The organism is Mesorhizobium sp. WSM4821 (assembly GCF_055901555.1).
Map to the genome: position 1 here is coordinate 1,678,107 of NZ_CM148371.1, position 24,133 is coordinate 1,702,239.

General features: G+C 62.6%; 29 protein-coding genes and 1 other RNA gene. 15 read left to right on the top strand and 15 right to left on the bottom strand.

What is annotated here, in order from left to right; translation table 11 throughout:
• Window positions 1–14: 14 nt before the first annotated feature.
• The 5 genes from AC0NID_RS07985 (at window position 15) to AC0NID_RS08005 (ending at window position 6,210) form a co-directional block, all read left to right on the top strand.
• Window positions 15–362 (top strand): DUF6867 family protein, encoded by a 348-nt coding sequence (locus AC0NID_RS07985; protein WP_145723369.1) that lies wholly within the window; start codon window positions 15–17, stop codon window positions 360–362.
• A gap of 138 nt (window positions 363–500) precedes the next feature.
• On the top strand, window positions 501–1,619 hold the full coding sequence (locus tag AC0NID_RS07990) for a branched-chain amino acid ABC transporter substrate-binding protein (protein ID WP_473452456.1): 1,119 nt from the start codon (window positions 501–503) through the stop codon (window positions 1,617–1,619).
• A gap of 234 nt (window positions 1,620–1,853) precedes the next feature.
• Window positions 1,854–5,312, top strand: coding sequence for a pyruvate carboxylase (gene pyc, locus AC0NID_RS07995; RefSeq protein WP_473452457.1), 3,459 nt, complete (start codon window positions 1,854–1,856; stop codon window positions 5,310–5,312).
• Between the two features lie 136 nt (window positions 5,313–5,448).
• Window positions 5,449–5,709, top strand: a complete 261-nt coding sequence (locus tag AC0NID_RS08000; protein ID WP_023719653.1) for a DUF2312 domain-containing protein — start codon at window positions 5,449–5,451, stop codon at window positions 5,707–5,709.
• A gap of 45 nt (window positions 5,710–5,754) precedes the next feature.
• Entirely contained in the window at window positions 5,755–6,210 is a 456-nt protein-coding gene (locus AC0NID_RS08005; RefSeq protein WP_473452460.1) for a hypothetical protein, read from the top strand.
• A gap of 26 nt (window positions 6,211–6,236) precedes the next feature.
• Here the strand turns inward: AC0NID_RS08005 and AC0NID_RS08010 are convergent, their stop codons facing one another.
• Entirely contained in the window at window positions 6,237–6,746 is a 510-nt protein-coding gene (locus AC0NID_RS08010) for an arsenate reductase ArsC (RefSeq protein WP_473452462.1), read from the bottom strand.
• Window positions 6,747–6,962: 216 nt separating this feature from the next.
• On the opposite strand from AC0NID_RS08010, the gene AC0NID_RS08015 reads away from it, so the two are divergent.
• Complete coding sequence (locus AC0NID_RS08015; protein WP_473452464.1) at window positions 6,963–7,307, top strand: hypothetical protein; 345 nt, start codon at window positions 6,963–6,965, stop codon at window positions 7,305–7,307.
• A gap of 60 nt (window positions 7,308–7,367) precedes the next feature.
• On the opposite strand, the gene msrB is transcribed toward AC0NID_RS08015, so the two are convergent.
• From msrB to AC0NID_RS08040, 5 genes are all read right to left on the bottom strand, one after another.
• Entirely contained in the window at window positions 7,368–7,772 is a 405-nt protein-coding gene (msrB, locus tag AC0NID_RS08020; protein WP_473452466.1) for a peptide-methionine (R)-S-oxide reductase MsrB, read from the bottom strand.
• Window positions 7,773–7,881: 109 nt separating this feature from the next.
• Window positions 7,882–8,679: an MBL fold metallo-hydrolase gene (locus AC0NID_RS08025; RefSeq protein WP_473452469.1), complete on the bottom strand. Its 798-nt coding sequence runs from the start codon at window positions 8,677–8,679 to the stop codon at window positions 7,882–7,884.
• A gap of 32 nt (window positions 8,680–8,711) precedes the next feature.
• Window positions 8,712–9,902 (bottom strand): vWA domain-containing protein, encoded by a 1,191-nt coding sequence (locus tag AC0NID_RS08030; protein ID WP_473452471.1) that lies wholly within the window; start codon window positions 9,900–9,902, stop codon window positions 8,712–8,714.
• An 8-nt stretch (window positions 9,903–9,910) separates the two neighbouring features.
• On the bottom strand, window positions 9,911–10,357 hold the full coding sequence (locus tag AC0NID_RS08035) for a GNAT family N-acetyltransferase (RefSeq protein ID WP_473452473.1): 447 nt from the start codon (window positions 10,355–10,357) through the stop codon (window positions 9,911–9,913).
• A 115-nt stretch (window positions 10,358–10,472) separates the two neighbouring features.
• Complete coding sequence (locus tag AC0NID_RS08040) at window positions 10,473–11,312, bottom strand: AAA family ATPase (RefSeq protein ID WP_473452476.1); 840 nt, start codon at window positions 11,310–11,312, stop codon at window positions 10,473–10,475.
• 135 nt (window positions 11,313–11,447) lie between these two features.
• Between AC0NID_RS08040 and ssrS the strand changes: the two genes are divergently transcribed.
• The 4 genes from ssrS (at window position 11,448) to AC0NID_RS08060 (ending at window position 14,028) form a co-directional block, all read left to right on the top strand.
• Window positions 11,448–11,603: non-coding RNA, 6S RNA (gene ssrS, locus AC0NID_RS08045), on the top strand.
• A gap of 92 nt (window positions 11,604–11,695) precedes the next feature.
• Window positions 11,696–12,283 (top strand): 5-formyltetrahydrofolate cyclo-ligase, encoded by a 588-nt coding sequence (locus AC0NID_RS08050; protein WP_473452478.1) that lies wholly within the window; start codon window positions 11,696–11,698, stop codon window positions 12,281–12,283.
• A gap of 81 nt (window positions 12,284–12,364) precedes the next feature.
• The gene (locus AC0NID_RS08055) at window positions 12,365–13,189 is read left to right on the top strand and encodes a TIGR00282 family metallophosphoesterase (RefSeq protein ID WP_473452480.1); all 825 of its coding nucleotides are present in this window, start codon (window positions 12,365–12,367) and stop codon (window positions 13,187–13,189) included.
• A 74-nt stretch (window positions 13,190–13,263) separates the two neighbouring features.
• A complete protein-coding gene (locus tag AC0NID_RS08060) occupies window positions 13,264–14,028 on the top strand; it encodes a TerC family protein (RefSeq protein ID WP_473452482.1) in 765 nt (254 codons plus the stop codon).
• A gap of 33 nt (window positions 14,029–14,061) precedes the next feature.
• Here AC0NID_RS08060 and AC0NID_RS08065 read toward each other — a convergent pair whose 3' ends face one another.
• The 3 genes from AC0NID_RS08065 to AC0NID_RS08075 are packed head-to-tail and all read right to left on the bottom strand — an operon-like array spanning window position 14,062 to window position 15,417.
• The gene (locus AC0NID_RS08065) at window positions 14,062–14,529 is read right to left on the bottom strand and encodes an SRPBCC family protein (protein WP_473452484.1); all 468 of its coding nucleotides are present in this window, start codon (window positions 14,527–14,529) and stop codon (window positions 14,062–14,064) included.
• A 26-nt stretch (window positions 14,530–14,555) separates the two neighbouring features.
• Window positions 14,556–14,918, bottom strand: coding sequence for a hypothetical protein (locus AC0NID_RS08070; protein ID WP_473452486.1), 363 nt, complete (start codon window positions 14,916–14,918; stop codon window positions 14,556–14,558).
• Between the two features lie 16 nt (window positions 14,919–14,934).
• A complete protein-coding gene (locus AC0NID_RS08075; protein ID WP_473452488.1) occupies window positions 14,935–15,417 on the bottom strand; it encodes an SRPBCC domain-containing protein in 483 nt (160 codons plus the stop codon).
• 51 nt (window positions 15,418–15,468) lie between these two features.
• On the opposite strand from AC0NID_RS08075, the gene AC0NID_RS08080 reads away from it, so the two are divergent.
• The 3 genes from AC0NID_RS08080 to AC0NID_RS08090 all read left to right on the top strand — a co-directional run bounded on the left by AC0NID_RS08080 (window position 15,469) and on the right by AC0NID_RS08090 (window position 17,105).
• Window positions 15,469–15,792, top strand: a complete 324-nt coding sequence (locus AC0NID_RS08080; RefSeq protein ID WP_473452490.1) for an ArsR/SmtB family transcription factor — start codon at window positions 15,469–15,471, stop codon at window positions 15,790–15,792.
• A 226-nt stretch (window positions 15,793–16,018) separates the two neighbouring features.
• Window positions 16,019–16,768: a YebC/PmpR family DNA-binding transcriptional regulator gene (locus AC0NID_RS08085; protein ID WP_473452492.1), complete on the top strand. Its 750-nt coding sequence runs from the start codon at window positions 16,019–16,021 to the stop codon at window positions 16,766–16,768.
• 40 nt (window positions 16,769–16,808) lie between these two features.
• Window positions 16,809–17,105 (top strand): Rdx family protein, encoded by a 297-nt coding sequence (locus tag AC0NID_RS08090; RefSeq protein WP_473452494.1) that lies wholly within the window; start codon window positions 16,809–16,811, stop codon window positions 17,103–17,105.
• Window positions 17,106–17,127: 22 nt separating this feature from the next.
• Here AC0NID_RS08090 and AC0NID_RS08095 read toward each other — a convergent pair whose 3' ends face one another.
• From AC0NID_RS08095 to AC0NID_RS08105, 3 genes are all read right to left on the bottom strand, one after another.
• The gene (locus AC0NID_RS08095; RefSeq protein ID WP_473452496.1) at window positions 17,128–17,289 is read right to left on the bottom strand and encodes a glycine zipper domain-containing protein; all 162 of its coding nucleotides are present in this window, start codon (window positions 17,287–17,289) and stop codon (window positions 17,128–17,130) included.
• A gap of 64 nt (window positions 17,290–17,353) precedes the next feature.
• The gene (locus AC0NID_RS08100; RefSeq protein WP_473452675.1) at window positions 17,354–17,833 is read right to left on the bottom strand and encodes an anthrone oxygenase family protein; all 480 of its coding nucleotides are present in this window, start codon (window positions 17,831–17,833) and stop codon (window positions 17,354–17,356) included.
• A 1-nt stretch (window position 17,834) separates the two neighbouring features.
• The gene (locus tag AC0NID_RS08105; protein WP_473452498.1) at window positions 17,835–18,668 is read right to left on the bottom strand and encodes an NAD(P)H-binding protein; all 834 of its coding nucleotides are present in this window, start codon (window positions 18,666–18,668) and stop codon (window positions 17,835–17,837) included.
• Between the two features lie 111 nt (window positions 18,669–18,779).
• Here AC0NID_RS08105 and AC0NID_RS08110 point away from each other — a divergent pair, with 111 nt between their 5' ends.
• Complete coding sequence (locus tag AC0NID_RS08110; RefSeq protein WP_473452500.1) at window positions 18,780–19,421, top strand: TetR/AcrR family transcriptional regulator; 642 nt, start codon at window positions 18,780–18,782, stop codon at window positions 19,419–19,421.
• 65 nt (window positions 19,422–19,486) lie between these two features.
• Here the strand turns inward: AC0NID_RS08110 and rpmE are convergent, their stop codons facing one another.
• Window positions 19,487–19,708: a 50S ribosomal protein L31 gene (rpmE, locus tag AC0NID_RS08115; protein WP_006327661.1), complete on the bottom strand. Its 222-nt coding sequence runs from the start codon at window positions 19,706–19,708 to the stop codon at window positions 19,487–19,489.
• A 202-nt stretch (window positions 19,709–19,910) separates the two neighbouring features.
• On the opposite strand from rpmE, the gene AC0NID_RS08120 reads away from it, so the two are divergent.
• Window positions 19,911–21,713 (top strand): ABC transporter transmembrane domain-containing protein, encoded by a 1,803-nt coding sequence (locus AC0NID_RS08120; protein WP_473452505.1) that lies wholly within the window; start codon window positions 19,911–19,913, stop codon window positions 21,711–21,713.
• A 24-nt stretch (window positions 21,714–21,737) separates the two neighbouring features.
• On the opposite strand, the gene AC0NID_RS08125 is transcribed toward AC0NID_RS08120, so the two are convergent.
• Together AC0NID_RS08125 and AC0NID_RS08130 are read right to left on the bottom strand one after the other, a co-directional pair.
• Entirely contained in the window at window positions 21,738–22,421 is a 684-nt protein-coding gene (locus AC0NID_RS08125) for a nitroreductase family protein (protein ID WP_473452507.1), read from the bottom strand.
• 68 nt (window positions 22,422–22,489) lie between these two features.
• Complete coding sequence (locus AC0NID_RS08130) at window positions 22,490–23,977, bottom strand: carboxypeptidase M32 (protein ID WP_473452509.1); 1,488 nt, start codon at window positions 23,975–23,977, stop codon at window positions 22,490–22,492.
• Window positions 23,978–24,133 lie beyond the last annotated feature (156 nt).

The window sequence follows — 24,133 nt, forward strand, 5'->3', positions numbered from 1 at the left end:
CAGGAGTCTTCATCATGCAGGGCATTCTCTACGAGGAACCCTCGGTCTGGCAGTTCTTCTTCGTCACCTGCCTGCTTGGCGGCTGGGCGGCATGGATGACGGGCAAGGCCTGCGCCCAGACATGGCGCAGTTTCCTCCAGCTGTTCGCCTATATGCTCGGCCTCGGCATCGCCGTAAGGTTCATCCATCACGCGCTGTTCGGCGGCACGATGTTCTCGCTGCAGTACTACGTCGTCGACACCATAGTACTGATGATATTGGGCTTCATCGGCTATCAATACACGCGCACCAACCAGATGGTGACACAGTATAACTGGCTCTACGAAAGAGCATCGCTTTTGAGCTGGAAACCAAAAGGTTGACGTTCACCAATAACGCCGTTTCAAGAATGAATCGGCGTGACAAGCGCCTGAAAATCGGCAAAGTACGCTTTCTGCGAGTAAAAGTGGGCATCGCATGAAAGCATCATCACGCCCACTCCGTAAATGGGAGCGTTTTACATGAGAAAATCACTTTTGTCCGCCGTCGCCCTGACCGCGCTCGTCGCGTTCAGCGGAAGCGCATGGGCTGACATCCTGGTCGGCGTTGCCGGTCCGATCACCGGTCCGAACGCCGCCTTCGGCGCGCAGCTGCAGAAGGGCGCCGAGGCGGCCGTCGCCGACATCAATGCGGCCGGCGGCATCAACGGCGAGCAGATCAAGCTCACGGTCGGCGACGACGTCTCCGATCCGAAGCAGGGCATTTCGGTGGCCAACAAGTTCGTCGGCGACGGCGTCAAGTTCGTGGTCGGCCACTTCAACTCGGGCGTTTCGATTCCGGCGTCGGAAGTCTATGCGGAAAACGGTATCCTCGAGATCACGCCGGCCGCGACCAATCCGAAGTTCACCGAACGCGGCATGTGGAACACGTTCCGTACCTGCGGACGCGACGACCAGCAGGGAAGCATCGCCGGCGCCTATCTCGCGTCGAACTTCAAGGATGCCAAGATCGCGGTGATCCACGACAAGACGACCTATGGTCAGGGCCTTGCCGACGAGACCAAGAAGGCGATGAACGCTGCCGGCGTGACGGAAGTCATGTACGAAGGCGTCAATGTCGGCGACAAGGACTTCTCGGCGTTGATCGCCAAGATGAAGGAAGCCGGCGTTTCGATCATCTATTGGGGTGGTCTGCATACCGAAGCCGGCCTCATCATCCGCCAGGTGGCTGACCAGGGCCTCAAGGCCACGCTGGTTTCCGGTGACGGCATCGTGTCGAACGAGTTGGCTTCGATCGCGGGCGACGCGGTCGCGGGCACGCTGAACACGTTCGGTCCGGATCCGCGTCTGATCCCGGCGAACAAGGAACTCGTCGAGAAGTTCCGCGCGCAGGGTTTCGAGCCGGAGGCCTACACGCTCTACTCCTACGCCGCCATGCAGGCCATCGCGGGAGCAGCGACGGCCGCCAAGTCGAACGATCCGCAGGAAGTCGCCAAGGCTCTCAAGGCCAACGGCCCGTTCAAGACCGTGCTGGGCGACCTTTCCTATGACGAGAAGGGCGATCCGACGCTGCCTGGTTACGTCATGTACGAATGGAAGAAGGGCGACGACGGCAAGTACACCTACGTCCAGAAGATGTAAGCCTGTCGACGACGACAATTCCGGATGCCCGGCGCGCCCTGCGCCGGGCATTTTTCGTTTGATGTATGGCCTGTTGTCAGAGCGTGCCTTGCGCATTCGAGGGAACGCGGCTCGCTGTAGCGCAAAGAATCGATTTAAATCGGTTTAACGTCCGCCCGATTTTGTTTGCGCTGCAGCATTTTCGCGTTAATCATGGCGCCAGTTCCCTTCCCGTCAGCGTCCGGAGCCTTGTCCTTGGCAATCACGAAGATCCTTGTCGCCAACCGGTCCGAAATCGCTATCCGCGTCTTCCGCGCGGCTAACGAACTCGGCCTCAAAACCGTTGCGATCTGGGCCGAGGAGGACAAATACTCGCTGCACCGCTTCAAGGCCGACGAAAGCTACCAGGTCGGGCGCGGGCCGCATCTGGCCAGGGACATGGGGCCGATCGAAAGCTATCTGTCGATCGAGGATGTGATCCGCGTTGCCAGGCTTTCGGGCGCCGATGCCATCCATCCGGGCTACGGACTGTTGTCGGAAAGCCCTGAATTCGCCGATGCCTGCGCTGAAGCCGGCATCATTTTCATCGGCCCCAAACCGGAAACGATGCGCAGGCTCGGTAACAAGGTCGCGGCGCGCAACCTCGCCATCGAGGTCGGCGTGCCGGTGATCCCCGCCACCGAGCCGTTGCCGGATGACATGGAGGCGGTCAAGAAACTGGCCAAGGAGGTCGGCTATCCGGTGATGCTGAAGGCATCCTGGGGTGGCGGCGGGCGCGGCATGCGCTCCATTCGCTCCGAAGCCGACCTTGCGCGGGAAGTCACGGAAGGCAAGCGCGAGGCCAAGGCTGCCTTCGGCAAGGACGAGGTCTATCTCGAAAAGCTGATCGAGCGCGCCCGCCATGTCGAGGTCCAGGTGCTAGGCGACACACATGGCAATGCCGTGCATCTGTTCGAGCGCGACTGTTCCATCCAGCGCCGCAACCAGAAGGTCGTCGAGCGCGCGCCGGCGCCGTATCTCGAGATGTCGCTGCGCGAGGAACTCTGCGGTTATGCGCTGAAGATCGCCCGCGAGACGAGCTATATCGGAGCCGGCACGGTCGAGTTCCTGCAGGATGCCGACACCGGCAAATTCTATTTCATCGAGGTCAACCCGCGCATCCAGGTCGAGCACACCGTCACCGAGCAGGTGACCGGCATCGACATCGTCAAGGCGCAGATCCACATTCTCGACGGTTTCGCCATCGGCACGCCGGAATCGGGCGTGCCGGCGCAGAAGGACATCCGGCTCAACGGCCACGCGCTGCAGTGCCGCATCACAACCGAGGATCCCGAGCAGAACTTCATTCCCGACTATGGCCGCATCACGGCCTATCGCGGTGCCACCGGTTTCGGCATCCGCCTCGACGGCGGCACCGCCTATTCGGGCGCGGTCATCACCCGCTTCTACGACCCCCTGCTGGAGAAGATTACCGCCTGGGCGCCGACGCCGCTCGAGGCGATCCAGCGCATGAACCGGGCGCTGCGCGAGTTCCGCATCCGCGGCGTGGCGACCAACCTCACCTTCCTCGAGGCGATCATCAATCACCCGAGTTTCGCCGACAATTCCTACACGACCAGGTTCATCGACACGACGCCGGAACTGTTCGCGAGCGTGAAGCGGCAGGACCGGGCGACCAAGCTGCTCAACTATCTGGCCGATGTTAGCGTCAACGGCCATCCCGAGACCCGCGGCCGGCCGCAGCCGAAGTCCGATGCGGCGGCACCCATGGTTCCCTATCTCAACGGCAATATGCCCGATGGCAGCAAGCAGAAGCTCGACGCGCTCGGGCCGGAGAAATTCGCAGCCTGGATGCGCGCGCAGAAGGAGGTGCTGGTCACCGACACGACGATGCGCGACGGGCATCAATCCCTGCTCGCGACGCGCGTGCGCACATATGACATAGCCGGCATCGCCGGCACCTATGCGCGTGCGCTGCCGCAGCTTTTGTCGCTCGAATGCTGGGGGGGTGCTACCTTCGACGTCGCCATGCGCTTCCTCACCGAAGATCCGTGGGAGCGGCTGGTGCTGGTGCGCGAAGCGGCGCCCAATTTGTTGCTGCAAATGCTTTTGCGCGGCGCCAACGGCGTCGGCTACACCAACTATCCCGACAATGTCGTCCAGCACTTCGTCAAACAGGCAGCAAACGGCGGCATCGACCTGTTCCGCGTCTTCGACTGTTTGAACTGGGTTGAAAACATGCGCGTCGCGATGGATGCGGTCGGCGCCGAGGGCAAGCTGATCGAGGCGGCGATCTGCTACACCGGCGACATACTCGACCCGGCCCGAGCCAAGTACGACCTCAAATACTACGTCGCGCTGGCCAAGGAGCTGCAGGCGGCCGGCGCCCATATCATCGCGGTAAAGGACATGGCCGGGCTCTTGAAGCCGAATGCTGCCCGCGTACTGTTCAAGGCGCTGCGCGAGGCGACCGACCTGCCGATCCATTTCCACACGCACGACACGTCAGGCCTGTCGGCAGCGACGGTGCTGGCGGCGGTGGACAGCGGCGTCGACGCCATCGACGCGGCAATGGACTCCTTGTCGGGCAACACCTCGCAGCCTTGCCTGGGCTCGATCGTCGAGGCGCTGAAAGGCACCGAACGGGATCCGGGCCTCGACCCGCAATGGATCAGGAACATCTCGTTCTACTGGGAGGCGGTGCGCAACCAGTACGCCGCCTTCGAGAGCGACCTGAAGGGGCCAGCCTCGGAAGTCTATCTGCACGAAATGCCGGGTGGGCAGTTCACCAACCTCAAGGAACAGGCGCGCTCGCTCGGGCTGGAGACGCGCTGGCACGAAGTGGCGCAGACCTATCACGACGTCAACCTGATGTTTGGCGACATCGTCAAGGTTACGCCGTCGTCCAAGGTTGTCGGCGACATGGCCTTGATGATGGTGAGCCAGGACCTGACCGTTGCCGATGTCGAAAACCCGGCCAAGGATATCGCCTTCCCGGACTCGGTCGTGTCGATGCTGCGCGGCGATCTCGGCCAGTCGCCCGGCGGCTGGCCGGAGGCATTGCAGAAGAAGGTGCTTAAGGGCGACAAGCCAATCACGGATCGGCCTGGCTCTCTGCTGAAAGCGGCCAATCTCAAGGCTAGCCGCAAGGAGATCGAGGACAAGCTGGAGCGCAAGCTCAGCGAATTCGAATTCGCCTCGTGGCTGATGTACCCGAAGGTGTTTTCCGACTTTACCGCAGCGCAGGAAACCTACGGGCCGGTCAGCGTGCTGCCGACGCCGACCTATTTCTACGGCATGAAGCCGGAAGACGAGATCTTTGTCGACATCGAGAAGGGTAAGACACTGGTGGTGCGGTGCCTGGCCATCGGCGACGTCGACGAGAAGGGCATGGTCACGGTGTTCTTCGAGCTCAACGGCCAGCCGCGCCGGGTCAAGGTGCCGGACCGCGCGCATGGCGCTTCCGCTGCCAAGGCGCGGCGCAAGGCCGAACCGGGCAACGAGGCGCATGTCGGCGCGCCGATGCCGGGCGTGGTCTCGGCGCTTGCCGTTGCCGCCGGCCAGGCGGTCAAGGCCGGCGACGTGCTTTTGTCGATCGAAGCGATGAAGATGGAGACGGCATTGCATGCCGAGCGTGACGGCACAATCGCCGAGGTGCTGGTCAAGGCCGGCGACCAGATCGACGCCAAGGATCTGCTGATCGCATTCGGGTGAGACTGCGTCTGGCGGCAACCCTTCATGCCGCATCGATAACAGCTTGACCCGCCGCCCCTGGTCGGGCATCGAACCGCTGCAAATTCGCCGCGACGGATCGCCTGAGTCGCGGCGCGAAAATGACGCGGAGAAAAAAATGGCCGACGACATCACCGAGACCAGCCAGACCGTTGCCGCCGGCCAGCTGCGAGCCTTCATCGAGCGCATCGAGCGGCTCGAGGAAGAGAAGAAGACGATCGCCGACGACATCAAGGAAGTGTTCGCCGAGGCCAAGGGCACCGGCTTCGACACCAAGGCAATGCGGTCGATCATCCGGCTGCGCAAGAAGGATCAGGCCGAACGGCAGGAGGAGGAATCGATTCTCGACCTCTACAAAGCCGCTCTCGGCATGGTGTAACCGCCTTCGGCCCTGATCACGGTTGCCGGAGTCGAGGTTCGAATCATGAGTGAGTTCGACTTCGGTGCCCGCCGTGCCTCGGAATTCCGCCAACGCGGCTTCTGGACGCTGTTCGCGGAACGGCATCCGGAAGAAAGAGCTCTGATGGCGCGGCGCGGGCCCTGGTTCTGGCAGCGCGGGCTGTCCGACTTCGCGTTGGTCCTTTCCATGTATGTCGCGCCGGCGCAGAACCATGTCGGCGTCTTCTTCGGCCGCAACGAGAAGTTCGGTGCCACGGAAGCCTGGTCACGGTTGAAGCCGTTCCAGCCGGCGATCGAAGACAGGTTGAAGCTCAGGCCGGAACAGAGTTGTGAGGGCCTCGGCATCAATTCGATGTGGCGGGTGAACTGTTTTGCCGAGGACAATTGGCCGGCCATGGCCGACTGGCTGGTGACGGAAGCATCGCGTTTCGAACGCGCCGTTGCAGAGGTTCTTGCAGACAGTGGCGAAGCCGGTTCATGATTTCGCGTGCCTGTCGTCCGCTTTGGCTAGTTCGGCTTCGGCGTGTCGCGGCCGATCTCGTCGAGATGGTGCTGCAGCGCCAGATGGTCGAGTGCATCCATCCGTAGATTGACGAGCAGCGAGATGCGGTTGTTGAGCATGCGATAGGCATCGGCAAAGGCAAGGTGCAGTTCGGCTTCGGTGCCGTCCGCCTTGGATGGATCGGGTATCGACCAAAGAGCGGTCATCGGATGACCCGGCCAGATCGGACAGGATTCATTCGCGGTGCTGTCGCAAAGCGTGAAGACGAAGTTCATTTCCGGCGCATCGGGCTCGGCGAACTCGTCCCAGCCCTTCGAACGGGCAAAGCTCGTTTCGTAGCCGAGACTTTCAAGCAGTTGCAGTACGTAGGGGTTGACCTCGCCCTTCGGCTGCGAACCGGCGGAAAAGGCCTTGAACCTGCCGGCGCCGATCCGATTGAGAATTGCTTCCCCCATGATGGATCGCGCCGAATTTGCGTTGCAAAGAAACAGCACGTTGTAGACATTATCGCTCACTCAAGATCTCCCTGGCAGGCGACTGGATGATGGGGCGGCAGATTCCGGCAAGGTATCTTCGCCGAGATGCCGACAATAGGTCGACGTAGAAAGGTTTCACGACCGTTTGATGACAATCTGTCAGATCATACGATTGCGTGCCGATGATCGACTTGTGTTGACAGGCTTGCGGCGTTGGACATTTCTGCGGCAGTCGAATGAGAGAAGGCTGCATAGATGAGTGCGCCAAAAACCTTCGAAGGCGAAGACGGCAAGGCAGGCCGTGCGACGGGTTTCTTCCGCTCGCGCTGGCGAGGCACGGCCCCGCTCGACCGGCTGTTCTGGCGCGATCTGGTCCTCGTCGGCACGGCGATCAACGTCGCGTTGTCGGTGCTGGCGCTCATCCTGCTCGGGCTGAAGCTGCCGCTCGCTCTCGTTCTGGCGGTGCATTTCGCGCCGGTGCCGTACAATTTCTTTCTGACTTTTGCGGTGTGGCGGACCGCCGAGAACTCCGGCGGCGTCAAGGCTTCGCTGATGACGCTGGGGGCTGTGCTGTGGCTGATACTGGTGGTGGTGGTCTGACAGGACAGTGCTGTCGGCAAAGGGCGGCCGAAGCGGTCCGTTGCCAACGCCGAACTCCAGTCAGGCAGCCGGCTCGAATTTCAGCGCGACGCCGTTGATGCAATAGCGAAGGCCGGTCGGCGGCGGGCCGTCCTCGAAGACATGGCCGAGATGGCTGCCGCAGCGGGCGCAGTGGCATTCGGTGCGGACCATGCCGTAGCTGCGGTCGACCGTGGTCTCGACCGAACCGGGCACCGGGTCGTTGAAGCTCGGCCAGCCGGTGCCGCTCTCGAATTTCAGCTTCGATTCGAACAAGGGCTGGTCGCACCCGACGCACGAAAAGGTACCGGCGCGCTTCTCGTGGAGCAGGGCGCAGCTGCCTGGTCGCTCGGTGCCCTGGTTGCGCATCACCGCATATTGCTCTGGCGTCAGCCGGGCGCGCCATTCGGCATCGGTGCGGGTGACGGGGTAGGTATGGCTATCCATCTTTTTTGCCTCTTAGCTCAAGCCGCTGTTGGGTTGCTTTCCCAAGTTCGCCTAAAATAGGCATTCGTTACGGCGTTTGCCCGTATTCCGTTCCTGCCGTGAAAAATCCTCAGGCGATCGCCGCGAGATAGCGCGCAACAGACGCCGCAAATGCCGTCTTTGCTTCTCCGATGACATTCTGGTTCCACCATGCGCCATAGATATGGTCGAACTCGAAAGACTCCAGCGCAGCCTTGATGCCGAGCACTTTCGCCGCATTGAGCGGAATGTAGTTCGGGTAGCTGTACATGAAGCTGACATGGCGACGCGTAGGCGTGACCTGCAAGATGTCGCCGGCCAGGATGGCGCCGCCGCCGTCGCGTTTCCAGTGCAGCACCTGGCCGCCGGCAAAGTGGCCGCCGCAACGGATAAGTGTCAGCGAGGGGTTCAGGGCGCGCGTCTCGCCCTCCCAACTGATAACAGCCGGATGCGGACGCATAATCCACTGACGATCGTCGGCATGCAGATAGATCGGCACGCCGCCAAACGCCTCGCTCCACTCGACCATTGCCGAATAATAATGGCAGTGCGAAATGGCGATCGCGGCCAAGCCGCCACGTCGGTTTATTTCGGCCACCGCCTCGCCGCTGACCATCGAGATACAGTCCCACAGCACGTTGCCGTGCGGCGTTTGCGCCATCAACGCCCGCTGACCGATGGCGAAGCGCGGCTCGATGCCGAAGGCGAGCACGCCGGCGTCGTCTTTCATCACGATCCGATGCCCGGCGGCGAGTTCTTCCGGCGTGATCCAGGCCTGGCCCTCCCAGCGCACATATTGCCGCTCGTCCTCGCAGATCGGACAATGGTCAGGCGGCATCGCTGCCGCCGCGAACTGGACGCCACACTGCAGGCAGAGGAAACAGGTCATCGGCCTTCCTGTCTTGCTTGTCGTAAAGCCATTCAGTGCTTCCTTGAAAGCTGCTTTGTCGCGGCTTCGAGCCCGGCGAGCGTCAGCGGAAACATGCGGCCGCCGAAGATATCGCGGATCATGGCGATCGAATGGGTGTAGCCCCAATGCTTTTCGTTTTCCGGGTTGAGCCACACCGCGTTCGGCCATTGCTGCAGCAGCCGGCCGAGCCAGACGGCGCCGGCCTCCGCGTTCCAGTGCTCGACCGAGCCGCCGGGATGCGCTATCTCATAAGGGCTCATCGAGGCGTCGCCGACGACGATCACCTTGTAGTCCGGGCCGTATTTGTGGAGGAGGTCGAAGGTCGAAATCACCTCCGCATGGCGGCGGCGGTTGTCCTTCCACACGCCTTCGTAGAGGCAGTTGTGGAAGTAGAAATATTCGAGCTGGCGGAACTCGGCGCGGGCGGCCGAAAACAGCTCCTCGACGCTTCTGATGTGGTCGTCCATCGAACCGCCGACGTCGAAGAAAATCAGCAGCTTCACGGCATTGCGCCGCTCAGGTTGTGTCCGCACGTCGAGGTAGCCGTGCTCAGCGGTGGCGTGGATGGTGCCGGGCAGGTCAAACTCCTCCTCGGCGCCTTCGCGCACCCAGCGGCGCAGGCGCTTCAGCGCGATCTTGATGTTGCGGGTGCCGAGCTCGACGGCATCGTCGAAATTCCTGAATTCGCGCTTGTCCCAGACTTTCACCGCACGGCGGTTGCGGCCTTGGTGCTGTCCGATGCGTACCCCTTCGGGATTGTAGCCATAGGCGCCGAAGGGCGAGGTGCCACCGGTGCCGATCCATTTCGAACCACCCTGGTGACGGCCCTTCTGTTCCTCCAGCCGCTTTTTCAGCGTTTCCATCAGCTTTTCGAAACCGCCCAGGGCTTCGACCAGTGTTTTCTCCTCATCGGTCAGGTGCTTTTCGGCAAGCCGGCGCAGCCATTCCTCAGGAATGTTTTCGACGTCGACCGCGTTTTCGCCAGCCAGCGCTTCGACGCCTTTGAAGATGTGCGAAAAGACCTGGTCGAAGCGGTCGATGTGGCGCTCGTCCTTCACCAGTGCTGAGCGGGCGAGATAGTAAAAACCCTCGACGTCATAGTCGACCAATCCTGCCTCCAGCCCCTCCAGCAGCGACAGATATTCCCGCAGCGAGACCGGAACCCGCGCGGCTTTCAATTCGAGGAAGAAGGGGATGAACATCGCACCGTCTATAGCAGATCATACTCGATGAAGCCGGTCCGCCGCGCCACATAGTCGTAGAGCTTGCGTGCGATGGTGTTGGTCTCGTGGGTCATCCAGTAGACGTTCTTGACGCCGATCTTGCCGGCTTCCTGCTTTACCGCTTCGATCAGCGCGGCGCCGACGCCCTTGCCGCGCACATCCGCGTCGGCGAACAGATCCTGCAGATAGCAGTTGTTTGCCTGCGACCAGCAGGAGCGGTGATAGAGATAGTGGGTGAGGCCGACCGCCTTGCCGTCGAGGGTGGCGATGAAGCCTTTCGGTTCGAACTCACCCGCCGTGAACAGGCGCTTCCAGGTGACGGCGTAGATCTCCTCCGGCAGCTTGGTTTCGTAGAAGGTGAGGTAGGCGGTCCACAGTCGCTGCCAATCGGCGTGGTCGGACTGTGCCAGCGGGCGGATGGTGATCTCGGTCATTTCGCTTCCCTTCGAAGTTTCTGGCCCGAAGCTGCCTCGGTGTCCGACTGGCGGCAACGGTCCAGCGACGGGAAAGCGCTGTCCGATCCCGTTCGCCCGCTGAGCGGGCCGCTCCTCACCCCTGCCGTCTCGCCATGAAGGCCAGCCGCTCGAACAGATGCACGTCCTGCTCGTTCTTCAGCAATGCGCCGTGCAGCTTGGGCAACGCGTTCTTCGAGTCGACGCGCAGATCCTCCGGCGCGATGTCGTCGGCGACGAGCAGGCGGATCCAGTCCAGTGCCTCGGAGGTCGATGGCTTCTTCTTCAGGCCCGGCACATCGCGGATTTCGTAGAATTGGGTCAGTGCGGCGCGCACCAGGTTCTGCTTGATGCCGGGATAATGCACGTCGACGATCCTGTGCAGGGTCTCGGCGTCGGGAAAGCGGATGTAGTGGAAGAAGCAGCGGCGCAGGAAAGCGTCCGGCAGTTCCTTCTCGTTGTTGGAGGTGATGACGACGATCGGCCGCACAGCGGCGCGGACCGTCTCGCCGGTCTCGTAGACGAAGAATTCCATCCGATCGAGCTCCTGCAACAGATCGTTGGGGAATTCGATGTCGGCCTTGTCGATCTCGTCTATCAGAAGCACGACCTTCTTGGCCGTCGCGAAAGCGTCCCACAACTTGCCGCGCTTGATGTAGTTCCTGATATCGTTGAAGCGCTCGTCGCCGAGCTGGCTGTCGCGCAGCCGCGACACGGCGTCGTACTCGTAGAGACCCTGCTGCGCCCTCGTCGTCGACTTGATGTGCCATTCGATCAGTTCAAGGCCGAGCGCTGCCGACACTTGCCTCGCCAGTTCGGTCTTGCCGGTGCCGGGCTCACCCTTGACCAGCAATGGCCGCTCCAGGGCGATCGCCGCATTGACCGCGACCATCAGATCCTTGTCGGCGACATAGGCGGCCGTGCCTTCGAAACGCATTTTTTCTCCTCGGTTCATCCGGAAAACCCTAAGGAGGCGGCTTGGCCTGCGCAAGGGCGGGTGAAGCACGAATAAAGCCGCCGAACATGACCGTCTCTCTGGCGCTTGGTCGGCCATCCGACTATATTGGGAGGTGACGGTCTGCGCTTCCCGGCAGGAGAACATTTTCCCCGGGGCCTTAATGATCCCTAGGGAGCTGTCCCTGGGAAGACCCGTGGGTTTTCTCATACGGCGCCCACCTACTTTGTAGGTTCCCGGGATCGCTCTCTCCACCGGTTGTGTGGATCGTCACTTATGGGCCTGCCCACAGTTCGGTGGATCATGCGGTGGAAAACGTCGCGCCTAAAACTCCATCCAGATCTGACCTTTTCTACCCTGGCTACATGACCTCTCCCAAAGACCTGAAAAAAAATTTGCGACGCGAAGCACTCGGGCGCCGCGACGCGCTCGACGAATTCTGGCGGGTGGAAGCGGCGCTTGAAATGGCCGAGACGGCGCGGGGTAGCATTGCCGTCGAGCCGGGCCAGATCGTTTCCGGCTTCTGGCCGATGCGCTCGGAGGTCGACGTCCGGCCGCTGATGTTCGCCTTGCGCGAAAATGGAGCAAGGCTTTGCCTGCCGGCCATACTCGACAAGACCACTATCGTCTTTCGCGAACTGGTGCGCGGCGCCCCGATGGTCGACATGGGGTTCGGCACCGTCGGGCCGCATGATGAGGCGGATGTGCTCGATCCCCAGGTGATGCTGGTGCCGCTTGCCGCTTTCGACCCGCGCGGCCACCGCATCGGCTACGGCGCCGGCTACTACGACCGTGCGATCGCGCGGCTGGTCGACAAGGGGCAGCCGCCCCGGCTGATCGGCATAGCTTTCGACTGCCAGGAGGTGGCGCTGGTGCCGGACGAGCCGCATGACGTGATCATACCGGAAATACTCACCGAGAGCGGGTTGCGCCGCTTCGCGCCACAATTGTAGATAGTTTCCTGGACGCATGATCTTTTCCGAAAGTCATGCAGCTTCTTGCTTCGCTGACCTTCGGTTCGGAATTATGCTCAGATGAGACTCCTCTTCCTCGGCGACATGGTCGGCAAAACGGGCCGCACGGCGGTGTGGGAACAACTGCCCGGCCTGATCTCGGATTTCAAACTCGACTTCGTCATCGTCAATGGCGAAAACGCCGCCGGAGGCTTCGGCATCACCGAAGAAATCTTTCGCGAGACGATCTCGGCGGGCGCCGACGTCGTCACCACCGGCAACCATGTCTGGGACCAGCGCGACGCGCTGGTTTTCGCGCCACGCGAGGAGCGGTTCCTGCGTCCGTCCAATTTCCCCAAGGGCACGCCGGGGCGCGGCTCCGGTGTCTACATCGCCAGGAACGGCGCGCGCGTCCTGGTCGCCAATATCATGGGCCGGGTTTTCATGCATCCCGAGCTCGACGATCCCTTCCAGGCCGGCGAGCGCGAGCTTGCCGCCTGTCCGCTCGGCGAGCAGGCCGATGCGGTGGTCATCGATTTCCATGCCGAGGCGACTTCTGAAAAAATGTGCTTTGCCCATTTCGTCGACGGCCGCGCCAGCCTGGTCGTCGGCACCCACACGCACCAGCCGACCGGCGACCACCAGATTCTCAATGGCGGCACCGGCTATATTTCCGACGCCGGCATGTGCGGCGACTATGATTCCTCGCTCGGCATGGACAAGGAGGAGCCGCTCAACCGGTTCCTGTCGAAGGTGCCGAAAGGCCGCTTCGAGGCGTCGACCGGCCCGGCGACTTTGTGCGGCGTGGGCGTCGACATTTCGGACCGCAGCGGTCTGACCGAGAAGATTGCGCCGTTTCGCCGCGGACCGCGGCTCGAGGAAACGGCGCCGTCCTTCTGGTCATAGTATTGATGTAAGCGGTTGTAGTACCTAACTGCCGGCTACACCTGCTTCAGATCGTTAAAGAGGGGACGACCTCCATGCAGCTAATCGAGTTCCTGGCGCCGCATTTTGCCTTCGTCTACGACCCGACCGCCTGGGTCGCGCTGCTGACACTGATTGTGCTGGAGGTCGTGCTTGGCATCGACAATCTGATCTTCATCTCGATTCTGACCAACAAACTGCCGGAGGCGCAAAGGGCCCGCGCCCGTCGGCTCGGCATCTCTGCCGCGCTGATCATGCGGCTGGTGCTGCTTGCGACCATCTCGATCATCGTCCAACTGACGACGCCGGTGTTCACGGCTTTCGGCCACGGCTTCTCGTGGCGCGACCTGATCCTGATCGCCGGCGGCCTGTTCCTCGTCTGGAAGGCGACCAAGGAGATCCATCACACGGTCGATCTCGAGGATCACCAGGACACGATGATGGGCGACACGCTGCAGCTTTCGCTGGCCGGCGCCATTTTCCAGATCCTGCTGCTCGACCTCGTCTTCTCGATCGATTCGATCATCACCGCGGTCGGCATGACCGACGAGATCGCCATCATGTACATCGCCGTGATCGTGGCGGTCAGCGTGATGATGCTGGCGGCCGGACCGCTCGCCGAATTCATCGCGAAGAACCCCAGCATCGTCATGCTGGCGCTGAGCTTCCTGCTGATGATCGGCATGACGCTGATCGCCGACGGCATGGGCTTCCATGTGCCCAAGGGCTACATCTACGCCGCCATGGGTTTTTCCGCTCTCGTCGAGGGTCTCAACATGCTGGCAAGGCGCCGGAGGAAGGCAAAGGCTGGCATGCGCTGAGCGGGCGCGCCGGTCTGCGGAAGCCGATGCGTTCTAAGTCGTCGGCACACCCTTCGGATGGCGGTCGCCGATCAGGCCAAGTGTCAGGCCTTGCTCCAGCCACGCCTTGGCGCCGGCGAGCACGAGGGTGAAGCCGCCGGTTGAACCGATGGCCTCCTTCACCTGCTCGTCGCCATTGCCGGCAAAGCCGAAATTTCGGACCTCGATAAAGGTGGCACTCCCAGGCATTTCGTTGAAGGTCCAGACCACGGTGGTCGGCGGCTCGCTCCACCGCATGACGATCTTTCTGTCCTTGACGATCTCGCTGACATCGACCGTCGTCGAGACGTCGTACATGCGCCATTCCCAGCGGACTTGCTTGCCGCTGTCCAGCCGGCCGCTGCCGCGCGTGAACCAGAATTTCGTGGTGATGGCCGGATCGACGATGGCTTCGAACACTTCGGCGACCGGCCGCCGGATCAGCATGCCGGCTTCGGCTGTCGGGTTTTCGCGGATCTCCATGGGATGCTCCTTTTCAGCATTGGCGCTCACCAGGCGTCGGGCTCGCGCACCATGTGAACGATGTTGGCCGGATTGGTGATCCAGCCACCGCGGAATCCCTCACCCAGCGCTTCGATGGCGTCGCAGCGCACGACGCCGGCCTTGGCGAAATGATCGGCGGCGGCTGGGAAATCGTCGGTGAATAGTTCCAGCCAAACCTCGGCCTGGCTCAGCATCGGCGCTTCGTCGATCCACAGGCGATTTGGGCCGAGTTCGAAGCCGGTTGCTGGCGCCTTGGCCGTGAACGGCTTCAGGCCGACGACATCGCGGTAGAAGGCGACCGTCTCCTGATATTGGTGTGGCGGCACTTTCATGGCGATGTTGATGCCGCCGGTGATTTTCGCAGACATTCCTTCCTCCGCCTTCTCAGATATTGTCTTCACTGGCCGGCTCGCCCTTCATCTCGCTGCGGTAATAGCCGTCGCGCAGGTTGATGCCGTATTCGACATAGGCCTTCATGCAGGCCAGCATCTGCGACCAGCCCTCGCAATTGAGGTAGGACTTCTTCAGGCCGACCGCGTCCTCGTGCCAGCCGGTCTCGGCGATGGTGACGAAGGTACCGCCGTCGTCGAGCGGCTCGAAATTCATCTCGATGCGCGTCTTGTAGGCCGGCTTGCCGTTGGCGTCGGCAGTGTCCCAGCGCAGCACGATGCGGCTGTCTTTCTCCACTTCGTCGACCTCGACCGGGACCTTGCCCCACCAGACGACGCCGGTGCCCGCGACCAACGGCGCGCTGGCGCCACCGATCGTGGTGAAATAGCCGCTGAGCTTGCTGGGATTGACGACTGCGTCGAAGACTTCGGCAACAGGTTTGCCTATGCGGCCCGAAACTCTGAATCCAAGAGACATATCCACAGCTCCTTCCTTGATTGGGTCGAGAATATGTTATAAAAACATAACATGTCAAGCCGATCGCAAGACGACAATGTTTTCAAGGCGCTGGCGCATCCGCGCCGGCGCGCTTTGCTGGACGAGCTGAAGGATGCACCGAAGACCACCGGCATGTTGTGCGATGCCTTCACCGACATGGACCGCTGCACCGTCATGCTGCATCTGAAAGTGCTGGAAGAGGCCGACCTGGTTATCGCGCGGCGCGAGGGGCGCGAACGCTGGAACCATCTCAATGCCCTGCCGATCAAGCAGATCCACGACCGCTGGATCAGCGAATACGCCACGCATGCGATCAGTATTCTCGACCGGCTGAGATCCGATCTTGAGGGGTGATCGGCCGCAGGAATGCAGCAGGCGGGCTTGTTGCGCACCACCCTTACCGCACGGCTGGACGAATTGAGCCGATTTATCTATAAGCCGGCCATTCCGATAGAGAGCGCCGTGCGTCCATCCGGAGGCACCAGGGACGTTCTGAAATTTTGAATTTGAGCATTTTGGCGAGAAGCGAGGTGACCACCTCGCTGCAGGATGCTCTAGCCGAGAAGACGACAGGGGTGCCATGGCTGGCCATTCACAGTTCAAGAACATCATGCATCGCAAGGGCCGCCAGGACGCGGTGCGGTCGAAAATGTTTTCCAAGCTGGCGCGCGAGATAACCGTCGCCGCCAAGAGCGGCACGCCGGATCCGTCGATGAACCCGCGCCTGCGCTTGGCCGTGCAGAACGCCAAGGCGGTGTCGATGCCGAAGGACAACATCCAGCGCGCCATCAACAAGGCATCGATGGGCGACGCCGAGACCTACGAAGCCGTGCGCTACGAAGGCTACGGGCCCGGCGGCGTTGCGCTGATCGTCGAGGCGCTGACCGACAACCGCAACCGCTCGGCGTCGAATGTACGCGCCGCCTTCACCAAGGCTGGCGGGGCGATGGGAGAAACCGGCTCGGTGTCGTTCATGTGGGACCGTGTCGGCGAAATCTTCTATCCGGCATCGGTCGGCAGCGCCGAGAAAGTCATGGACGCTGCGATCGAAGCCGGCGCCGACGATGTCCAGTCGGACGAGGACGGCCATACGATCTACTGCGCCTTCGAGAACCTGGGCGAGGTGTCGAAGGCGCTGGAAGACGCGCTCGGCGAGGCAGAGTCGGTGAAGCCGATCTGGAAGCCGCAGACCAACATCGCGGTCGACGAGGAGCGGGCACAGTCGCTGATCAAGCTGGTCGCCACCCTCGAGGACGACGACGACGTGCAGAGCGTCTACGCCAATTTCGAGGTCGACGACGAGACCATGGCAAAGCTCAGCGCGGCATGAGCGGAGCTCAGCCAGAGATATGAGCGGAGCGCAATCTGACATGACTGAAAAGCCGCTACCCACCATCCGCATCACCTATTGCACGCAATGCCTGTGGCTGCTGCGGGCCGGCTGGATGGCTCAGGAGCTGCTGTCCACCTTCGGAACGGATCTGGGCGAGGTCACGCTGGTGCCCGGCACCGGCGGCATTTTCACCATTTCCTGCAACGACACACTCATCTGGGACCGCAAACGCGACGGCGGCTTTCCGGATGCGGCGAAGCTCAAGCAACTGGCCCGCGATGTGATCGATCCGGACCGCGATCTCGGCCATGCCGACCGTAAGGCGAAGAGCTGAGCTCTACGCGCAACGCAAAAGATCACTTTCCACTCCGCTGTCCGAAAAGCGCACCAATACCGGCACCGATGGCAATGCCCATGCCGATGCCGGCCGGTATATCGTCCATTGCAACACCAAAGGCGGCCCCGAGACCGACCCCGATCGCCATGCCGACGGCCATGTTCGAATACGGATCCTTCAAGGTTCTTCTCCGCACGATGCTGTAAATGCCTCCAAGCGGGCCGGACGCACCGGCCCGAGACATTTCAACGTGCGGCGAACCAGAAGGATGCCAGCGCGGCGATAGCGGCAATGGTGCGGACGTGGTTCCACATCACCCAGTCCCCGAGATAGCTGGTCCAGACAGTGGCGCCGCTGGCGCTGACAGGGTCGACGGCGGCAAGTGCGTTGTTGAGCGGCACGTTGAAGACCATCGTCACGATCGGGTTGCCGATGACATAGGTCAGTGCGCCGGCGAGAAGCCAGAACGAACCCGGTTGGTTCCAGCCGATGATAGCGCCGCCGGCAAGCACAAGGCAGACCAGCCCGGTGCCGAAAAGCGCGGTCATGAACATGGGCGTCACCGCAGTGACGTTGATCGAATTCATGGCGGCGATGCCGCCCGCGGCAGGCATGCGGGCGAGGCCCGGCATGACGAAACTGGAAAAGGCGAAGAAGACACCGGCGACGACGCCCGAGCCGAGCGCGGCGATTAAGGTGAGGGTGGGAAGCAGCTTCATGATCACGTCAGTCACTCCAGATGCCCGTAGCGGCGGTTTCGGTTGCATAGGCGGAAAAGTCCTTAGGGGCGCGGCCGAGCACGCGTTCGACGCCGTCGGTCAGCGACTCGTTGCGGCCGTCGAGCACCTCGGTGAACAGCTCGTTGAGTAGCCAGGCGAACTCGGCCGGCAGCTCGTACCCGGCTACAGCGGCGGTAAATTCCGCGTGCGAGATCCGGATAAAGCGGATGTCGCGGCCGGCGGCCTTGCCGATCTCAGCGACCGCCTCGGCGAAACTCAGCAGCCGTGGCCCGGTCAGCTCGTAAAGCTGGCCGACATGGCCTTGCCGGGTAAGCACCGTCACGGCGGCGTCGGCGATGTCGTCGGCGTCGACGAATGGTTCTCCGACAGTGCCGACCGGCAAGGCCACCTCACCGGCGAGCAGCGGATCGAGCAAAAAACTCTCGCTGAAGTTCTGGGCAAACCAGGCGCAGCGCAGGATCGTCCAGTCGGCGCCTGAGGCTTTCAGCATCTCTTCGGCGCGTTGCGCTTCGGTTTCGCCGCGCCCCGACAGCAGCACCAGCCGACGCACACCACGTTCCACGGCAAGGTTGGCGAAGGCGCCGACCGCTTCGGCCGCGCCGGGCACGGCGAGATCGGGATAGTAGCTGATGTAGACGGCGCCGACGCCATCGAGCGCCGGTGCCCAGGTCGTGTTGTTTTCCCAATCGAGGGGCGGCGTGCCCGAGCGCGAGCCGATCCGCACCGGCAGGCCTTGCGCCGTCAGTCGGTCCGCGAGACGACGACCGGTCTTGCCGGTGCCGCCGAGGATCAAGGTCGGTTTCATTGTAGTGCCGTTCATGGCTGTTCTCCTTTGCTTATAAACATGAGGTATCCTCATATTTGCAAAACGTGATAAACCCTCGTATTCTGTGGGTCAAGCCAATTGTTGATCGTTCGCCTGGAGACAGCGATGGAAGGCTCGACCGTATCGAATTCACAGGATGGCCGGATCGCATCGCCGCGCCGGGCACCGAGCCAGCAACGCAGCCGCGAGCGGTTCGAGCGGATGCTGGCCGCAGCCTCCGCGCTGATCGCCGAGCAAGGCAGCGACGCCATGCGCATGGGCGAAGTGGCAGAACGGGCAGGGGTGTCGATCGGATCGCTCTACCAGTTCTTTCCGGACAAGCGGGCGATCATCTGGGCGCTGGCCGAGCGCTACACCGCCGAAAGCCAGGCCTGCATCTCAGCCGCACTGGCAGATGTCACTGATGCCAAAGGCCTGGGGCGGGCGTTTTCGGAGCTGGTGGATATCTATTACGGACTGTTCCTGGCGGAGCCGGTGATGCGCGACATCTGGTCGGGTACGCAGGCCGACAAGGCGCTGCGCGAACTCGAACTCGCCGACAGCCGGGCCAATGCCGAATTCCTCACCGCAGTGCTGAAACGGCTGCGGCCTGCCGCCGATCCGGCGGCGCTGGAAACGACGGCGTTTCTCGTCTGGCAGATGGGCGAGGCCACCATGCGGCTGGCGATCTCGGTCGGGCGGCAAGAAGGCGACGACCTGGTCGCCGCCTACAAGCGCATGGCGCTGCGGGAGCTGGTCGGCGAATAGGCCGCATTTCGGCAACAAAAAACCCGCCACGAGGGCGGGTACTTGATCTGCGAAAGCCCTGCGGCTTAGAGGCCGAAGCCTTCGAAACGCTTCTTGAACTTCGACAGGCGGCCGCCGCGGTCGAGCAGGGTCTGCTGGCCGCCGGTCCAGGCCGGGTGGGTGGTCGGGTCGATGTCGAGGTTCATCGTGTCGCCTTCCTTGCCCCAGGTCGAACGGGTCATGTATTCGGTGCCGTCGGTCATGACGACCTTGATCGTGTGGTAGTCGGGATGGATGTCGGTCTTCATTGTGCTATTCCTGGTTCGCTGGCGCTGCTGACGGGCACAAAGCCTGCGTCGATGCGCCCCTTTTTAAAACTCGAAGCCGCAGCTATTGAGGAGCCACGGCTTCTAAAACGGTCGGCGAGCCTATACATCAGCCGGAATTGAATCACAAGGCCGCGGCAGGCGCATATTGGGGCGCATGCCAAAAGAGCCAGAGGAAACGGTCATGGCGCACACCAGTGGCGATGCAGACGCGCGCAGGCGCTCGCTCAAGCCGCTGCGGCGCCTGTTCCCCTACATCACCCGCTACCGGAAGATGGTCATTGGTGCGGTCGTCTCGCTGACCGTCGCGGCGACGACGACGCTGGCGCTGCCGCTCGCCGTGCGGCGGATGATCGACCACGGCTTTTCCGCTTCCGATTCCAGTTTCATCGCCGAGTATTTCGCCATGCTGGTGGTGATGGCTGCCTTGTTGGCCGCAGCGTCGGCCAGCCGCTACTATTTCGTCATCACGCTGGGCGAGCGCGTCGTCGCCGACATCCGCAGCGACGTGTTCCGCCATGTCACGACGCTGTCGCCGTCCTTCTTTGACACCGCCCAGTCGGGCGAGATCGTCTCGCGGCTCGCCGCCGACACGACGCAGGTGAAGTCGGCGGTCGGTGCCACCGCATCGGTGGCGCTGCGCAACGTCATCCTGGGTCTCGGCGCCGTGGCGATGATGGTTTTCACCAGCCCGAAACTGTCCGGCCTCGTCATCGCCGCCATCCCGGTGATCGTGCTGCCGCTGGTTGCTTTCGGCCGCTCGGTGCGGCGCAAATCGCGGTTGGCGCAGGACACGCTGGCCGGCGCCACGGCCTACGCCAGCGAGCAGATCGGCGCGGTGCGTACGCTGCAGGCCTTCACCAATGAAAAGCTGGTCACCGGACATTTTTCATCTGCCGTGGAAGCCGCGTTCGAGGCGGCGCGATCCTCGATCTTTGCCCGATCCTTCCTCACCTTCTTCGCCATCTTCATGATCTTTTCCTCGGTGGTGGCGGTGCTGTGGTTCGGTTCGCGCGACGTGCTCGACGGCACGCTGTCGCCGGGCACGCTCGGCCAGTTCCTGCTCTATTCGGTGTTCGCCGCCGGCGCGCTCGGTGCGCTGTCGGAAGTGTGGGGCGAGCTTTCCCAGGCGGCCGGTGCCGCCGAACGGCTGACTGAGATCCTGGCCGAGAAACCCGCGATCCAAGCCCCCGCGCATCCGAAACTGCTGCCGGCTACGGTCAGAGGCGCAATCAGTTTCGACGATGTGTCCTTCTCCTATCCGGCTGGGCCCGACCGTGCCGCCGTCCACGGCCTGAGTTTCCAGGTCAAGCCCGGCGAGACGGTGGCAATCGTCGGCCCGTCGGGCGCGGGCAAGAGCACCGTCTTTTCGCTGCTCCTGCGCTTCTACGATCCCGAGACAGGCAAGATCATGATCGACGGCGTCGATGTGCGCGAGGCCGACCCTGCCGCCATACGAGAACGCATCGCCATCGTGCCGCAGGACGTCACCATCTTCGCGGCCAGCGCACGCAACAATATCGGCTTCGGCCGTCCGGACGCCAGCGACGCCGAGATCGAGGCAGCGGCGAAAGATGCGCTTGCCGACGAATTCATCCTGAAGCTTGAGAAAGGCTATGACAGCCAGGTCGGCGAGCGCGGCGTGACGCTGTCCGGCGGCCAGCGCCAGCGCGTGGCGATTGCCCGCGCGATTCTGCGCGATGCGCCGATCCTGCTGCTCGACGAGGCGACCTCGGCGCTCGACGCCGAAAGCGAGACGCTGGTGCAGACGGCGCTGGAACGGCTGATGCAGGACCGCACCACGATCGTCATCGCCCACCGGCTGGCGACGGTGCTGAAGGCCGACCGGATCCTCGTCATGGACGGCGGCTGCATCGTCGAGGAAGGCACGCACCAGAGCCTCGTCACCAAGGGCGGCATCTATGCGCGGCTGGCCAAGCTGCAATTCGAAACCGGGGCGAATGCTTTCAGGGGCGCCGCGGAGTAGCTTTCCGGTTTTTTGAGAGCAGCGCTACAGGAAGGTCGCAATGTCGATGAGCTGCCTCTTTTCGAGTGCATGCGCCGGGATTGTCGCACCTTCCTTCGGGTAACCAACGACCATCAGGATATATGGCTTGTCGTGAGGGTCGCGACCGCAGATATCGTTGAGGAAACTCATTGGGTTGGGTGTGTGGGTGAGCATTGCGAGGCCTGCCCGGTGCAGCGCCGCAATCAGGAAGCCGGCGGCGATGCTGACCGATTCAGGAACATAGTAGTTCTTGCGCAACACGCCGTCGGCCGACCGGCTTTTGCGCTCGCCGAATATGCAGATGAGCCATGGCGCCTCTTCCAGAAACGGCTTGTTCTCGTCCGTTCCTAGCGGGGCCAGTGCCGCCAGCCATTCTTCTCCAGCCCGGCCGGCATAGAATGCGCGCTCCTCGGCTTCGGCAGCTTCCCGGATTTTCTTCTTGGTCATCGGATCGCCGATCACCGCGAAATGCCATGGCTGATGATTGGCGCCGTTCGGCGCGGTGCCCGCCGCAAGGATGCAGGTTTCAATGATGTCTCGCGGCACCGGCCTGGAAGAGAATTCGCGCACGGTATGGCGGGTGCGCAGTTCTGCATAAAAAGCCTTGGCGTTCTCGCGCATCCTCTCGACCGGAATTTCATGATAGTCGGGCAGCGGAACAGGGATGTAGGTGTGAGTACGGTTCATGGTCGACCCTCGAATAGAAATTTTCTGACCATTGTCCCACCCTGCCACCTGACGCCGATGAAGACCACTTACTGGCTCCCATACCGCTTCTTCAAATGCTCGGTGAAATGAGCGGCGTTGAGTTTTTCGCCGGTGGCGCGTTCGAGCAGATCGGGCGTCGACCAGCGCGAGCCTTGCGACCAGATCTTTTGCCGGCGCCAGTCGTTGATCGCCGCGAAATCTCCCCGGGCGAGGTCTGCGTCGGCGGCAGGATGGTCTCTGGTCAGCGCCGCCCATTGCTGTGCCGCCATCATGGCGCCCAGCGTATAGGATGGGAAATAGCCGAAGGCGGCACCCGGCCAGTGCACGTCCTGCATCGGTCCATCGGCCGGGTTGTCGATGGTCGACAGGCCGAGATAATCGCGCATCTTGGCGTCCCAGGCCTCGGGCAGGTCGGCAGCCTCCAGCCGCCCCGATACGAGCTCCTGCTCCAACTCGTAGCGCAGGATGACGTGCAGCGGATAGGTCACCTCGTCGGCGTCGACGCGGATCAGGCCGCGCTCGACCCGGTGCACGTGCGGCAGGATGTCGTCGATCGACCAAGTCTCGCCGAGGTGCCTTTCGACCACCGGCAGCGCCCAGCGCCAGAATTCGGGGTTGCGGCCGATCTGCTTCTCGACGAACAGGCTCTGGCTTTCATGCACGGCCATGCCGCGCGCGTTGCCGAGTGGCCAGTGCGCCCACGCCTTCGGCAGGTTCTGTTCGTAAAGCGCGTGGCCGGTCTCGTGCAGCACGCCCATCAGCGCCGACAGGAAGTCGGAGGTCTTGTAGCGGGTGGTGATGCGCACGTCGCTCGGCACGCCGCCGCAGAACGGATGATGCGATACCGAAAGTGAGCCGTGGGTGAGGTCGAAGCCGACCGCCGCCATCATGGCGAGGCCAAGCTCGCGCTGCTTGTCGATCGCATAGCTGCCCGAAAGCGGCTTTAGCGGGTGTTTTGCCAGCTGCTCTTCCTGCACGGCCAGCGCCTCCGGCACGAATCCCCTGAGGAAGGTCTTCAGCTCGGCGAAGACCGGCGTGATGTCGGCGGCGCGGTTGCCGGGATCATATTGCTCCATCAGTGCGTCGTAGGGGGCGAGGCCGAGCACCTCGGCGCGAAGAGCTGCCTCCTCGCGCACCAGCGCTACCACCCCTTCGAGCGCCGGCAAAAAACCGGCCCAGTCGTTTTTCGCGCGCAGATCGCGCCAGAGCTGCTCGGAGCGCATGCGCGCGGTCGTTTGGCGTTCGACGAACTCGACCGGCAGGCAGGTCAGGTTGGTGTATTGGCGCCGGAATTCCTTGAGCGCTGCCTGTTGTTCTTCGTTCAGTGTTTCCTGTTCGGCGGCCGCGATCCAGTCGGCGATCTCCGGCGCGGTCGCTCGGGCGTGATGCATGCCGGCAAGCGCCGACATCGCCTCGGCGCGCTTCTCGCCGCCGCCGACGGCCATATGTGTCGCCTCGTCGGCGCCGAGAATGGCGAGCGCATGTTCCAGCGCTTCGAGCTTATGGCCGAGGTCGTCGAGTTTTTGAAAGGACATGGCGGTTCCGCTGATTTTGGACGGCGCGAAAAGATACCAATGCGCCGGCATTGGCAACCCTGAGGGCCGCCGGTGATGGGTACTTTGGTCGCTGGCCAGGGGTTCCCGACGCAATGCGTCTTGCGGGAGCGATGGCGTGCGTGGTCAATATCGCCT